The organism is Vibrio aestuarianus (genome assembly GCF_028858425.1).
In the GTDB taxonomy this organism is placed as follows: Bacteria; Pseudomonadota; Gammaproteobacteria; order Enterobacterales; family Vibrionaceae; genus Vibrio; species Vibrio aestuarianus.
This window is the reverse complement of record NZ_JAKNYQ010000001.1, coordinates 2,978,700-2,993,354: the sequence shown is the minus strand read 5'-3', so window position 1 is coordinate 2,993,354 and position 14,655 is coordinate 2,978,700. Positions and strand designations below refer to the sequence as shown.

Genomic DNA, 14,655 nt, shown 5'->3' with positions numbered 1-14,655 from the left:
GTGCAATTTTTTATCTTCTAATTCTTGCAGGACGAGCGAAGAATATGTTCAAAAAACTGCGTGGCATGTTTTCTAACGACCTATCGATCGATTTAGGTACCGCCAATACTCTTATTTACGTTAAAGGACAAGGTATTGTCCTCGACGAACCTTCCGTTGTTGCTATTCGTCAAGACAAAGGTCGTGGCGGTAAAAGCGTTGCTGCTGTCGGTCATGCGGCGAAGCAAATGCTAGGTCGTACACCGGGCAATATTTCTGCTATTCGTCCCATGAAAGACGGCGTTATTGCTGACTTCTATGTGACTGAAAAAATGCTGCAGCACTTTATCAAACAAGTGCATGACAACAGTGTCCTTAAACCAAGCCCTCGTGTTCTTGTGTGTGTACCTTGTGGTTCAACTCAAGTTGAGCGCCGTGCTATTCGTGAGTCTGCACTCGGTGCTGGTGCTCGTGAAGTTTATTTGATTGATGAGCCAATGGCGGCGGCAATCGGTGCTGGTCTACGCGTATCAGAGCCAACCGGTTCAATGGTGGTCGATATCGGTGGTGGTACGACCGAAGTTGCAGTTATCTCACTAAATGGTGTGGTTTACTCTTCTTCTGTACGGATCGGTGGTGACCGTTTTGACGAAGCTATCATCAACTATGTACGTCGTAACTACGGTAGTTTAATTGGTGAAGCAACAGCAGAAAAAATTAAGCATGAGATCGGTTCCGCTTACCCAGGTGATGAAGTAATGGAAATTGAAGTGCGTGGTCGTAACCTTGCTGAAGGTGTGCCGCGTAGCTTTACGTTGAATTCCAATGAGATCTTAGAAGCACTTCAAGAGCCTCTGAGCGGTATTGTTTCTGCAGTCATGGTTGCACTTGAGCAGTGTCCACCAGAGCTAGCTTCTGATATTTCAGAAAATGGTATGGTGCTGACTGGTGGTGGTGCACTACTGAAAGATATCGATCGTCTATTGATGGAAGAGACAGGTATTCCAGTGGTTGTCGCTGATGATCCTCTAACTTGTGTCGCCCTTGGTGGTGGTAAAGCGTTAGAAATGATCGACATGCACGGTGGCGACCTATTTAGCGAAGAATAATGGCTTTGAGAGCCATTGTGCTCTCATCATGAAATCTAGGATTTTTATAGAATGAAGCCAATATTTGGTCGAGGACCATCTCTTCAGCTACGTCTCTTTTTTGCTGTCATAATATCAGCCAGTTTAATGCTGGCTGATAGTCGTTTAGGCGCATTTTCTAACGTTCGGTTTTTTTTAAATAGTTTAGTTGCCCCCATTCAATATGCTGCCGACTTACCACGCAGTATGTTTGATGGCGTTTACGAGCGTTTTACGACACATCAACATCTTTTAGAATCCAATCAAAGACTGAAACGAGAAGCTTTGGGGCTGAAAAGTGATTTGATTTTATTTGACCAATACCGTGAAGAAAATCAGCGCTTGCGCAAACTACTTGGTTCTTCTTTTGTTCGTGATGAAAAGAAGGTCGTTACCGAAGTCATGGCGGTGGATACCTCACCTTATCGACATCAAGTTGTGATCGATAAGGGACGTATTGATGGTGTTTATGAAGGACAACCGGTTATCAACGATAAAGGCATTGTTGGGCAAGTTACGTTTGTTGCGGCACATAATAGCCGAGTGTTGCTGCTTACCGATTCCAATAGCGCAATTCCGGTGCAGATTATCCGCAACGACATACGGGTCATTGCTTCTGGTAATGGTCAGATTGACCGAATTCAGTTAGAGCACATACCAACTAGCACTGATGTTGAAGTGGGTGATTTATTAGTAACATCAGGTCTGGGTGGCGTTTATCCAGAAGGATACCCAGTGGCGCACGTTTCTGTTGTTGATAAAGACACGCAGCGCGAGTTTGCTTCCATCATTGCTGACCCTGTTGTCGATTTTGATCGGCTGCGGTACTTGTTACTTATTTGGCCTAATGAAGACCGCCAACATAAAGTATTACAAGCAACACCAGAGCAAATGTCAGAGGACGTAGAACATGGCCAATAGAGTATTTCGCGGTAAATTGGTTATTGGTGTTTCGTTTCTTTTCGCTCTGATTTTGCAAACTATTCCATGGCCTGGTGAATTAGATCTGATGCGCCCATCATGGTTATTGCTGGTTGCGTGTTATTGGGTGCTGGCTTTGCCGTATCGCATCAACGTCGGCACCGCATTAATCCTTGGTTTACTTTGGGATTTATTGCTCGGTTCTACACTCGGTATTCGCGGTATGATGATGGCGATCGTGATCTATTTGGTTGCGATCAACTTTTTAGTATTACGCAATATGGCGTTGTGGCAACAAGCGGTAGTGATTGGTTTGCTTTCGATGTTGCTAGATGTATTGATTTTCTGTGGTGAATATTTGATTCAAGATGTGACTTTCAATCCTCTTTCACTATGGAGTGGGTTGATTAACTGCATTTTATGGCCATGGATGTTTTTACTACTGCGTCGAGTTCGTCGCCATTGGCATGTGAAGTGATGAGTAAAAAAATTGTTTTAGCCTCTGGCTCGCCAAGACGCCGAGAATTGCTCGCCCAATTGGGTTATCAATTTGATATTAACGTACCGAATGTGGAAGAAACGCGACAAGCGAATGAAAGCCCGAGAGCTTACGTTGAGCGGCTCTCTCGTGATAAAGCGTTTGCTGGACTTAAACTGATTTCCTCAGATGCGATTGTTATCGGTTCAGATACCATCGTTGTGCAAGGTGATTCCGTACTGGAAAAACCTATTGATTTTAACCATGCTCAACAAATGTTACGCCATTTATCGGGGACAAAGCATCAAGTGATGACTGCTGTAACCGTAGCAACAAATGATCACTATAAATCCGTGGTTGTGACCACGGATGTTTGGTTTAAACCTCTGTCAGACAATGAAATAGAACAATATTGGCAGTCAGGAGAACCATGCGATAAAGCTGGCAGTTATGGCATTCAAGGATTGGGTGGACGATTTGTAACGAGGATCGAAGGCAGTTATTACGCCGTTGTAGGGTTACCGCTATTTGAAACTGACCAGCTCTTGCACGAATTCTTATAATTTAACATTGAGGTGTGCTCATGAGTGCAGAGTTGATACTAAATGTCACCCCGAGTGAAACTCGTGTGGCGATGATTGAAGGTGGAGTTCTTCAAGAGATCCATATTGAACGTGAAGCAAAGCGCGGTATTGTCGGTAATATTTACAAAGGTAAAGTCAGCCGGGTTTTACCTGGCATGCAAGCGGCTTTTGTTGATATTGGCTTAGATAAAGCCGCTTTCTTGCACGCATCCGACATCGTTCCTCATACCGAATGTGTTGCTGAAAACGAGAAACAGCAGTTTCAAGTACGTGATATTTCAGAGCTGGTTCGTCAAGGGCAAGATATTGTAGTACAAGTGGTGAAAGACCCTCTAGGTACCAAGGGCGCTCGTTTGACAACCGATATTACCATTCCTTCTCGCTATTTAGTGTTTATGCCCGGAGCGAGTCATGTGGGTGTTTCACAACGTATTGAAAGTGAATGTGAGCGTGAGCGGCTAAAAAAAGTAGTTTCACATTACTGTGATGAACATGGTGGCTTTATCATTCGCACGGCTGCGGAAGGGGCGGATGAAAAAGAGCTGTCGCAAGATGCTGCCTTTCTTAAACGCTTATGGTCGAAAGTGTTAGAACGACGTGTAAAGTACAAAACACGCACTACTTTGTACGGTGAATTAGGTCTATCTCAACGTATTTTACGAGATTTTGTCGGCACAGAACTGACTAAGATCCTCATTGACTCACGTCTTGAATTTGAAAACCTCAAAGAATTCACCTCTGAATACGTGCCAGAGCTTACCGAAAAGCTTGAACTATATGAAGGGGATAAACCAATTTTCGACATGTATGACACCGAAAATGAAATTCAACGCTCTCTAGAGAGAAAGGTTGAGCTTAAATCTGGTGGCTATCTGATCATTGATCAAACCGAAGCAATGACCACGGTTGATATTAATACCGGAGCATTTGTCGGTCGTCGTAACCTTGAAGAAACCATCTTTAACACCAACATTGAAGCAACCCAGGCGATCGCTCGTCAGCTTAGGTTACGTAATCTTGGTGGCATCATCATTATTGATTTTATCGATATGATGTCGGAAGAGCATCGTAAGCGGGTACTCGCTTCATTAGATGCTGCGTTATCTAAAGATCGTGTAAAAACCAACATCAACGGCTTTACGCAACTCGGATTGGTAGAGATGACGCGTAAACGCACACGCGAAAGTATTGAACATGTGCTCTGTTCTTCTTGTCCAACCTGTGAGGGTCGTGGCAGTGTGAAGACGGTTGAGACTGTTTGTTTTGAAATATTACGTGAAATTACACGCGTCAATCGCGCCTATGATTCGGATAAATTTGTGGTGTATGCATCGCCAGCTGTGGCAGAAAGTTTGCAAGGAGATGAGTCTCATGCTCTGGCTGAACTGGAAGTCTTTATTGGTAAAGAAGTGCGTATTCAGGCTGAGCCACTGTATGTTCAAGAGCAATTTGACGTTGTAATGATGTAGTAGGACCTTTGTGATATCACCTTTTACGCGCCTTTGGCGCATCGTGTTATGGCTACTAGTCAGTGCCATGGTGGTCTTAGCCATTGCTGTGACCACCTTGCGTGTTGCACTGCCACAAATGAATCGTTTTCAGGGCGAGATTCAGCATTGGATCAACCAAAACTCAGGCTTTGAATTTGAGCTCAGTGAGGTAAAGGGATTCTGGCGTAATACGCACCCTTCTATTGCCTTAAAAGGGCTACAAGCTAATTTACCCGATGGTTCGAAAATTTATTTTTCCGCCCAGCAAATTGATGTTGAGTTTGACCTTATTCAATCTCTGTTACAGTTACAGCCTGTCATTGCTGACCTAAGCGTACATCAACTCAAACTCGATATTCGTTCAGTAAATTGGTTAGAACTTAATAAAGATGATAATCCTCAAAATAACACTCAGAGCAGTGTCATTCATCGTTTAGATAACTTACTGCTACGGCAACTGGATGATTTTGCGTTGCTCGACTCCACTGTCTTTTATCAGTCGGTAGCGGGCGATATTCGTCAGTTGGATATAGAGCGTCTGCGTTGGCAAAATATTGGCGCTGAGCATAAAGCGGAAGGTGTGGTCAGTATTGCTGATACCAGTATCAACTCTTTGTTGGTGAGTGCTAACTTCGAAGACCATGGTTCATTGCTTGATATTTCCGGCAATTTCTATGTCAGTGCTGACAATATTAAAATCGGGCCTTGGTTAACACGTTACTTGAAAGATGAAACTGGGATTGAAAAAGGCAACATTAGCTTTGATGGTTGGCTAACGGCTCAACATAACCAGCCAGTCGATGGTTATGTTGAGCTAAAACCGTCAGAACTGGTGTGGCATGATGAACGTCAATATGATCTGCTATTAGAATCAGGAACGGTTAAGCTTTCTCCAGTGGATAACGGTTGGCAAGTAAATGCTTACTCACTGAAACTTCGTACGGATGATGATGCATGGCCAGATCTTGATGTCGCTTTTGATTGGCATCCTAGCCAATGGCGCTTAAACCTTTCTCAATTGGACATTAAAACACTGCTTCCGTTGGTCAAACTTGCACCTGATTCATCGAAAACCAACCAGCTTTTGCAACAGTTAAACTTGGGCGGCACACTGGAAGATATCCGGTTGAGTAAAGGCGAAACGCTAAATTCACTGAAATATTCTGCCAAATTGAATGACGGTTCAATGGCGCAATGGAAGTTATTGCCTGAAGTTCATCACCTGCAAGCTGCGATTTCTGGTAATACAGAACAAGCCAGAGCCAAGGTCACTTTAATTGACGATGTGTTACCGTATGGCGAAGTCTTCCAAGCGCCATTAAATATCCGCCAAGCTGAAGTTGATATTGTCTGGCAACAACAGGTTGACGGTTGGTCATTATGGGCCGATAAAGTCACTGCAGCAACGCCCGATCTACAAGTGCTTGGTGCATTTCGCCTCGATTTCCCTGAGCAAAAAAGCCCTTTGCTTTCCTTCTATGCGGAAGCGGATTTATACAACGCTGGTGAAACGTGGCGTTATTTACCAACGCTTGCGATGGGTCGTAGTTTAACCGATTATCTTTCAACGGCTATTCAAGCCGGTAAAGTCACTACTTCTAAACTACTGTGGTACGGTGAACTGGCAGATTTCCCTTACGATAAAAATAACGGCATGTTCCAGGCGTGGGTTGGATTAAAGCAAGCTAAGTTTAGTTTTGATACCGCATGGCCACCGATCACCGATTTGCAGCTTGATCTGTTATTTGAAAATGATGTGATGTATTTAGATTCACATTCTGCAACGTTAATGGATGTAGCAGCCAAAAGAATTACAGGTCGTATTCCCAAGCTTGCACCGGGTGGTCATATAGAAATTGAAGCCACGGCGATAGCGCAAGGCAACGCAGTTCGTGATTACATGACTTCCACACCGTTGGTTGATTCGGTTGGTGCGGCATTAACTGCTATTCAAGTGAGTGGGGAAGTTCAATCACAATTTCAGCTCAATATCCCTTTTGATCACGATAGAGAAGCCAGAGCGTGGGGTTGGGCTGACTTAAACAGTAACCATGTCCAAATTAATGCACCACCAATGACACTGGACGGGGTATCAGGACGAATTGAATTTGATAATGATGTCGTAACGGCGGCCGGTCTTTCCGCTGAACTGCTGACTCAGCCAATTTCTGTCGATTTTAAGGGTGAAAATGTCCCTCAAGGCTACTCAGTGAAGATTGATGCGCTAGGTGATTGGGACATAAAACCCTTGACCCCGTTTGTTGGTGAACGTTGGGTGAGTCGTTTAGGTGGTCATGCACCATGGCAAATGGGCGTTGATCTCCAGCTCAATGATATTGGTTTTACTTACCAAATTGATAGCACAGCAGATATGAAGATGATCGAAAGTGATTATCCATATCCATTGAAAAAAGCATCTAATGTGGCGGGTAAAGCGCGTTTGCAAGCCTCTGGAAATCAAGAGTCGATTACGGCTCGCTTACAATTGCCACAAGTTAAATACCAAGCGGAAATAGACATAACGCCTAATACACCAGTGCTTACCGCCACCAACCTAGTGGTTGGAAATGGAAATTTCAGAATTAGCCCTGTTGTGGGGCATCATGCTCAGATACGTAGTGATCAATTTGATTTTGATCAGTGGTTAAGTGTGGGCAGTGAGCCTCAGTCAAAAGCTGAAGCAGTGCTTGATAAAATGAACACGCCTACTATCCCCCAACCAGAAAAGATTAATGTTAACGTCAAGGAATTGATGTTAGCTGGGCTTGAATGGCACGATGTTGATTTTAGTGCAAGACGTAAAAACCTAGGGTGGTTGCTACAACTTGACAGTCAAGAAGTCAAAGGACAAGCCAGTTATATTGAGCCTTATGATTTGTCTGTCTCATTAGAACGTCTGCATGTTTACATTCCATCTTTAGATACTTTGTATGACGATAATAATAAAAACTTACTAGTGGATTCAGATCGTCAAGCCGAGCCTCTTATTTCTGATTTTGACCGCCAGTTTCATCAGTTGATGCCAAACTTAACCTTAGCTATCGATGATTTTTGGTTGCAAGGGTATAAAATTGGTCAGTTAAATATGGACTTCCAACGCCATGGTGACACGCTCGAATGGAAGAGCATTGACATCAATAGTGGTACTAACCAAGTCAATATAAATGGTACTTGGACGCTCAGCGAACAAACCAGTCACACTGTTTTTAACCTCAATATGAAAGGTGACAATAACAGTGATGTAATGGAACGTTTTGGTATTAGTTCCGGCATTCAGAGAGCACCTTTTGAATTGTCCTCTGAAAGTAATTGGGATGGCGCACCATGGTCAATGAAGATCAATACGCTACAAGGACAACTCAGAACTAAATTAGGAAAAGGTATCATTTCAGATGTAAGCGGCGCGGCGCGGTTACTTGGTTTGTTTAGTTTAGACTCGATCATCCGTAAGATGCAGCTCGATTTTAGCGACGTGTTTGATAAAGGTATGGCATTTAACTCGATTACCGGTAGCGGTGAAATTTCTCAAGGAGTATTTGTAACCAATGATATCGAGATGGATGCGGTCGCGGGTGACATGAAAATTAAAGGGTTAGCCAACCTTAATACACGGATTGTCGATGCTGAAGTTAACTTTGTGCCTGATATTACCTCTGGCATTCCAGTACTGACAGCATTTGCGGTAACGCCACAAACCGCGTTGTATGTATTGGCAATTACCACGGTCATTGCGCCCGTAGTGGAAGTGTTTAGCCAAGTGAACTATGAGGTTAAAGGGCCCATTAACGCTCCTGTCGTTAAAGAACTGTCACGTAGCAAAGGTGAATTCAAACTGCCCGAAAAACTGAGAAATATCGCAGAAAAATAAGGACACAAGCATGGATAGCGTAGGACTTATTCAAATGACTTCCGGTCCTTGGCCGGATTTGAATCTTGCTGATATCGAGCAACAAGTTAGTCAGTTGGCTGCTCAAGGCGCTCAATGGGTTGTCACACCAGAAAACTCAATTGTATTTGGTACTCGGCAAGATTATCACCAATATGCAGAGCCACTAGGGCAAGGTGATATTCAAGCTAAGTTAGCATCGATTGCGCGTCAGTATCGGGTCTGGTTGTTGGTTGGTAGTATGCCGATTAAGCAAGGTACTGCTGTGACGACAACATCGTTGCTGTTTGATGCGCAAGGCACACTTTGCGCACATTACGATAAGCTACATATGTTTGATGTTGATGTTACCGATGGCCATCAACGCTATCGAGAGTCTGAAACTTTTACCCCCGGCACAAAGCTGAATGTTGTTTCGACACCATTTGGTCAAATAGGTCTATCCATCTGTTATGATGTTCGCTTTCCTCATTTGTATTCTCAGCTTCGAAAACAAGGTGCGCAGATTTTAATAGTTCCCGCGGCTTTTACCGCTGTGACTGGACAAGCACATTGGGAAATTCTGCTGCGAGCGCGAGCGATAGAAAATCAGTGTTGGGTCGTTGCCGTCGGGCAAACGGGCGTTCATCCATGTGGGCGTGAAACTTGGGGGCATTCTATGGTTATCAATCCTTGGGGTGAAGTTGTCGCAAGCTTAGCCAACCAAGCTGATAACTTGGTGGTTGATATTGATTTAAGCATCGTTGAGCAGATTCGCCAACGTATGCCCATTGCCACACACACACGATTCACGAATCAATTTATAGATGATAAGAGCAAACTATGAGTATTAACCGCATTGAAGATGCACTATTAAAACCCGCTGGCTTAACTGAGCAAGATATTGCTGACACGCTAGCGAGCATTGCCACTCGCCAAATTGATTATGCCGATATCTATTTTCAATCTAGCTGGCATGAGTCATTGGTACTTGAAGACAGCATTATCAAAGATGGTTCATTTAATATCGACTGCGGTGTTGGCGTACGCGCTGTTACCGGAGAGAAAACGGGGTTTGCCTATTCAGACCAAATTCAACTTGAAGGGTTGAAACAAAGTGCTATGGCGGCGCGTGGTATTGCTCAGCAAGGTAAAAATGGCCGTGTTCAAGCATTTAAGCGAACCGATAACCAAGCCTTTTACTCTGCGGATAATCCATTAGAAAGCTGGCAAAAGCAGCAAAAAACAGATCTTCTCAAAGAGCTCGATGCTTACATCCGAACTAAAGAGCCAATGGTTCAGGAGGTGTCGGTTAGCTTAAGTGGTGTGCACGAACAAATGTTAGTCGCTGCCACTGATGGCACTTATGCTGGGGATATACGCCCATTGGTTCGTTTGTCTATCAGCGTATTGGCTCAAAAAGGTGACCGCCGTGAGCGCGGTAGTGCTGGTGGTGGTGGACGCTTTGGCTACGACTTTTTCTTGACTGAACAAGACGGAAGCAAAATTGCTTTCCAATTTGCAGATGAAGCGATTCGCCAAGCGTTAGTGAATTTAGAAGCGGTAGCCGCTCCCGCGGGCACTATGCCAGTGGTCTTGGGTTCTGGCTGGCCGGGTGTACTGCTTCACGAAGCGGTCGGACATGGTCTGGAAGGTGATTTCAACCGTAAAGGCTCATCGGTATTTTCCGGTAAGATCGGCCAAAAAGTGACGTCAGATCTTTGTACTATTGTTGATGATGGCACTTTGAAAGATTTGCGTGGTTCACTCAATGTTGATGATGAAGGGGTGAACGGCCAATACAATACCTTGATTGAAAAGGGCGTATTGAAAGGTTACATGCAAGATAAGCTTAATGCGCGCTTGATGGGCGTGAACCCGACCGGTAACGGTCGTCGTGAATCTTACGCACATTTGCCTATGCCGCGTATGACCAATACTTACATGTTGCCAGGTGAACACACACCAGAAGAGATCATTTCTACCGTTAAAAAAGGGGTGTATGCGCCTAACTTTGGCGGTGGTCAGGTCGATATTACATCTGGTAAGTTTGTTTTCTCAGCTTCAGAAGCTTACATGATTGAAAATGGTAAGATCACTCACCCAATTAAAGGTGCAACCTTGATTGGTTCAGGGATTGAAGCTATGCAGCAGGTGTCGATGGTCGGCAATGATCTAAGCATTGACCGTGGCGTTGGCGTGTGTGGTAAAGCAGGACAAAGTGTACCTGTGGGGGTCGGTCAGCCCACACTTAAACTTGATTCCTTGACGGTTGGCGGCACGGAATAAGCACTTTTGGGGTGGTTGAATTTACAAAAAGCGGCGATATGATTCGCCGCTTTTTTATGAGGCAATACTTACCAAGTTAGAAACGGTTAAATACCATCGCGTTCAATTGGGCAACTCATGCAGCGTGCTCCACCGCGACCGCGCCCAAGCTCATTTCCTGGAATAGTAAGTACTTCAATACCTGCTTTATCGTATTTTTCGTTGGTATACACATTGCGTTCGTAACCGATAACCACGCCTGGCTTTACTGTCAGTACGTTGTTAGCGTCATTCCACTGTTCACGCTCTGCTTCATAGCTGTCACCACCAGTGGTGATGATTTTAAGGTAATCAACCTCGAGGGCCGATTCAATGGCGTGAATATAACTGGGAACATTTTCTACCTGTATATCAGCATCGTTTTTTGGTGTTAAACGCCAGGTATCTAAGTCTTTACGCATAATTTCCGGATAGACAGAGAACGTATCAATATCCATATGTGTCATGACGGTATCTAGGTGCATGCAAGAGCGATGTTTGGGTAAATTCACCGCAATTACCTCTTTGGCTTGACCATGTTTGAATAGGTTCGCCGCTAAATTTTCTACACCTTGTGGTGTGGTTCGTTCTGAAATACCAATCAGAACCGCACCTTTACCAATCACCAGTACGTCACCACCCTCAATATTGGCATTATCGTAATGCAGATCTTCATCGCCAAAATATTTAATGAAATCTTGACCAGCAAAGACTGGGTGCCAGCGATAAATTGCACGCAGATGGTTAGTTTCACGTTGACGAGCCGGTTTCATCATTGGGTTGAGTGATACGCCACCGTATACCCAGCATGATGTATCACGAGTGAATAGGTGGTTGGGTAGAGGCTCAATCACAAAATCCAATGGTCTATGCATCTTTGGTAGCATCGATGATGAAGGTATCGGTAGTTCCGAATAGGCTAGCCCACCAAGTAAAATAGTGGCAAGGTGCTCGTTGTCCATCTCGGCTAGATAACGGCGAAGATCGCGAGCAAAGATCGGCCCGTAGCGAAAATCAGATATCTGAGTATCAAGTAGCCAGGTTTTTGCTTCTGCCACCGCTAATGTATCGACTAAAAGATCATGCAATAGCAATACTTCTACATCCTGCTTTCTTAGTGTATCAGCAAAAGCATCGTGCTCTTTTCCCGCATCTTCGACCGCGAGAACGTCATCAAACAGCAGTTCATGACAGTTCGAAGGGGTGAGATGGGTTAAGGCGCGTTCTGGTCGATTTAACAGTACTCTTCGTAAATGGCCTACTTCAGATCCCACGTACAACTTACTCATTTTGTATCCTTACTCTTATTCCTGAGGCTATTAATGACAAGCTTACCGTTAAGATGCAAGTTATCCTTCTGGCAATATAAACCAAAAAAATCAAAATGATTGGTTTTAAATTTTATTAATATTTACTTTAATGCTCATAAATTCCAATTTTGCATAAATAAGAGCTAGAATAGAAAATGCCTTATTATGCGCTTTTGCGTAAAATAGAAAGTAATCAAGCATGAACAATATATGCATAAAATTTCGCTTTTATGCGTTTTTTGTGAATAAAGGTCAGAGATTCTCGTAAGTTCTAATTTTCGAATATGCATGGATGATCGATAAATGGGCACTTTCAGGCGTAATTCACCAAAAACGATAGGCAGATAATCTGCTGAAGTGGTCAATTGAAAATAAATTGTTAAATTATGCTGTCTCGCCGCTTTACGAGAGTTTTAAGGTGAATGATCTTCTACAAAGATAACGATCTTAATGCTTTGTAGGTGGTAATTTTTAGCGATCCATGCCATATTTCGTCGCAATTCATTTAGATCTATTTTTGCCAAATCTGGAGCGCCTTATGTCTCAACCTCAACAAGATGATTACGTGTCCGTTGAAGAGTTAATTGAAATCCAAAAAGAGGATACTCGCGACATCATTCAAGCATTATTGGAAGATGGAAGTGATCCAGAAGCGTTATATGAGATTGAGCACCATCTGTTTGCTGAAGATTTTGACACGTTAGAAAAAGCGGTCGTTGAAGCATTTAAAATGGGTTTTGAAGTTCTTGAAGCTGAAGAAACTGAAGATGAAGATGGCAATAAATTACTGTGCTGTGATGCGACAATGCAGTCAACGCTTAATGCAGAAGCTATTGACGAACAAGCGGCTAAGCTTATCAATCTTGCTGAAAAATATGACATCATCTACGACGGATGGGGCACTTACTATGAAGGTGAAGATGCACTGTACGGTGACGACGACGAGGATGATGAAGAGTAATTCCTCAGTTAAAGAATGCCAGCCTTGTTGCTGGTATTTTTTTATCTGCAACTAGGGCAAGGTGCATTGATTTATCCAACATTTCATCTTTGCTTATCTTGGACTACAGAATAAATAGTTACCTGTAAGCGAACATTTGAGTGCTTTTTTTGTATATAATGCGACAAAATTGATCTGGCTCAAGTTTATTATGCAACTTTCTCTCGCTGGCTTTTGGCAGCTTTCACCGTTGACTGATTTGTCGATCCCTCAAGATGATCTGTGCTTTCCTGCTCCTCTTAGTCAAGTTTTGCCTGAAACAATGACAGAGCAGCAGATTGCCGAACAAGAATGGCACTTGATGCATGATATTGATGTCGATGAGTCTATGCTGGCGTTTGCCGCGGTAGATTTGGTATTGGAAGGGATCGATTTTTATGCCGAAATACGGTTAAACGGCGTGGCCCTTTTCGATTGTGATGGTAGCCAGTCTATCTATAAAAAAGATATTCGTCCTTTAATGCAGCTTGGGCGCAATCGTTTTGAGATTTTATTTCTCGAACAGGAAGAAGAGTGGTTGCTTGACGAAGAAGATGCGATTGAACTTTGTCCACTGGGCCATCATCAGGTTAAAAAGTACGATCAACGAATCGGTATTTGGCAGCAGCCGTATCTACAGTTTATTCGTCACGTTCGTTTAGAGCATGTGACCACTGAACAGATTTGGCACCACGGTGGTGGGTGTGAGTTTTTGGTCAATCTGCACTACAAAACCTACTCACCAGGTTTGGTGGCGGCGGTGGTTAAATTTAATGGTATGAGCTATCAGTTGCCGATCGATGTGCGCCAAGATCACATTAGCGCGCTATTTCAAGTTGAAGCCCCTAAATATGCTGATCTGAATAAGCTTGATCCGAGTGATCTTTACACGTTAACCGTGCAACTTGATGGACAGCAGCAATCATTTCATATCGCATTGAGTGAAGATTTATGTGTCACTCATTTTCCTTTGTAAGCCTTGCGCTGTGAAGTTGCTGATGGCGCTCAACTTTCCCAATTACCTTGTTTATAGCCATTGAGGGGCTTGTTTGCACCTCTACTGCAATTTCAAGACATTTTAGTGTGAATAATGGGCTGGGTGCCAAGTGGCTGCATGTTTGCGTTGCCAAAATTTCTCGTAGAAGTAGTAAGCACAAGTGTTAATACTTGGTTCGATCATCGCCATTACCCCACCAATTAAAAAGCTCCCTGTCATTAAGTAGGCGACCCCAAAGGCGACATTAAAATGTATGACAGCAAAACTGGTGGTTTTGATTGTGGCGGACTGAGCAAAGCGTTGCAACGGTGAATATTGAGCCCATAGCTTCTCATGGAAGTAAAAAGCAACTGTGTTGACCATAGGTTCAAGCATAGCAATCAAGCTACCGAGAATGATGTCACCGGTTAATAAATAAGCCACTGTAAACGCAATGCTAAAATGTATAGCTGCAAAGTTAAGTGTCTTTTTCATGTCGTATACCTATTGATTATCTATGGGATACAAACATTATTGATAACTATTCTCATAATTAAAAGGTGGAAATATCGATTAATGTGATAGTCGATTCCTAATGTAAAAAAGGCGCATTCAGCGCCTTTTTTCGGTGGGGATAAG

At 43.5% G+C, this 14,655-nt stretch carries 12 protein-coding genes; 10 read left to right on the top strand and 2 right to left on the bottom strand.

The window, feature by feature from the left end; all coding sequences use genetic code 11:
- Positions 1 to 44: 44 nt before the first annotated feature.
- From MCT08_RS13640 to tldD, 8 genes are read left to right on the top strand one after another with little or no spacing between them, the layout of a single operon-like run.
- A complete protein-coding gene (locus MCT08_RS13640; RefSeq protein ID WP_053308813.1) occupies positions 45 to 1,088 on the top strand; it encodes a rod shape-determining protein in 1,044 nt (347 codons plus the stop codon).
- A gap of 51 nt (positions 1,089 to 1,139) precedes the next feature.
- Positions 1,140 to 2,027 (top strand): rod shape-determining protein MreC, encoded by an 888-nt coding sequence (gene mreC / locus MCT08_RS13635; protein WP_053308812.1) that lies wholly within the window; start codon positions 1,140 to 1,142, stop codon positions 2,025 to 2,027.
- The gene (gene mreD, locus MCT08_RS13630) at positions 2,017 to 2,505 is read left to right on the top strand and encodes a rod shape-determining protein MreD (RefSeq protein ID WP_053308811.1); all 489 of its coding nucleotides are present in this window, start codon (positions 2,017 to 2,019) and stop codon (positions 2,503 to 2,505) included. Before mreC ends, mreD begins: the two co-directional genes overlap by 11 nt.
- The gene (locus MCT08_RS13625) at positions 2,505 to 3,068 is read left to right on the top strand and encodes a Maf family protein (protein WP_422640821.1); all 564 of its coding nucleotides are present in this window, start codon (positions 2,505 to 2,507) and stop codon (positions 3,066 to 3,068) included. Before mreD ends, MCT08_RS13625 begins: the two co-directional genes overlap by 1 nt.
- Before the next feature lie 20 nt (positions 3,069 to 3,088).
- The gene (gene rng / locus MCT08_RS13620) at positions 3,089 to 4,558 is read left to right on the top strand and encodes a ribonuclease G (RefSeq protein ID WP_274678613.1); all 1,470 of its coding nucleotides are present in this window, start codon (positions 3,089 to 3,091) and stop codon (positions 4,556 to 4,558) included.
- Between the two features lie 10 nt (positions 4,559 to 4,568).
- Positions 4,569 to 8,447 (top strand): YhdP family protein, encoded by a 3,879-nt coding sequence (locus tag MCT08_RS13615; RefSeq protein WP_274678612.1) that lies wholly within the window; start codon positions 4,569 to 4,571, stop codon positions 8,445 to 8,447.
- Between the two features lie 10 nt (positions 8,448 to 8,457).
- Complete coding sequence (locus MCT08_RS13610; RefSeq protein ID WP_274678611.1) at positions 8,458 to 9,291, top strand: carbon-nitrogen hydrolase family protein; 834 nt, start codon at positions 8,458 to 8,460, stop codon at positions 9,289 to 9,291.
- Positions 9,288 to 10,733 (top strand): metalloprotease TldD, encoded by a 1,446-nt coding sequence (tldD, locus tag MCT08_RS13605; protein WP_168523484.1) that lies wholly within the window; start codon positions 9,288 to 9,290, stop codon positions 10,731 to 10,733. The genes MCT08_RS13610 and tldD overlap by 4 nt, the downstream gene beginning before the upstream one ends.
- A gap of 86 nt (positions 10,734 to 10,819) precedes the next feature.
- On the opposite strand, the gene arcA is transcribed toward tldD, so the two are convergent.
- Positions 10,820 to 12,040, bottom strand: a complete 1,221-nt coding sequence (gene arcA / locus MCT08_RS13600) for an arginine deiminase (protein WP_053308805.1) — start codon at positions 12,038 to 12,040, stop codon at positions 10,820 to 10,822.
- A 559-nt stretch (positions 12,041 to 12,599) separates the two neighbouring features.
- On the opposite strand from arcA, the gene rraB reads away from it, so the two are divergent.
- Positions 12,600 to 13,022 carry a ribonuclease E inhibitor RraB gene (rraB, locus tag MCT08_RS13595; protein WP_168523479.1) on the top strand — a complete coding sequence of 141 codons (423 nt, stop codon included), beginning with the start codon at positions 12,600 to 12,602 and terminating at the stop codon, positions 13,020 to 13,022.
- Positions 13,023 to 13,212: 190 nt separating this feature from the next.
- Positions 13,213 to 14,016 carry a glycosyl hydrolase 2 galactose-binding domain-containing protein gene (locus MCT08_RS13590; RefSeq protein ID WP_274678610.1) on the top strand — a complete coding sequence of 268 codons (804 nt, stop codon included), beginning with the start codon at positions 13,213 to 13,215 and terminating at the stop codon, positions 14,014 to 14,016.
- Positions 14,017 to 14,118: 102 nt separating this feature from the next.
- Here the strand turns inward: MCT08_RS13590 and MCT08_RS13585 are convergent, their stop codons facing one another.
- Positions 14,119 to 14,511 (bottom strand): DUF2061 domain-containing protein, encoded by a 393-nt coding sequence (locus MCT08_RS13585; RefSeq protein ID WP_274678608.1) that lies wholly within the window; start codon positions 14,509 to 14,511, stop codon positions 14,119 to 14,121.
- Positions 14,512 to 14,655: the final 144 nt, after the last annotated feature.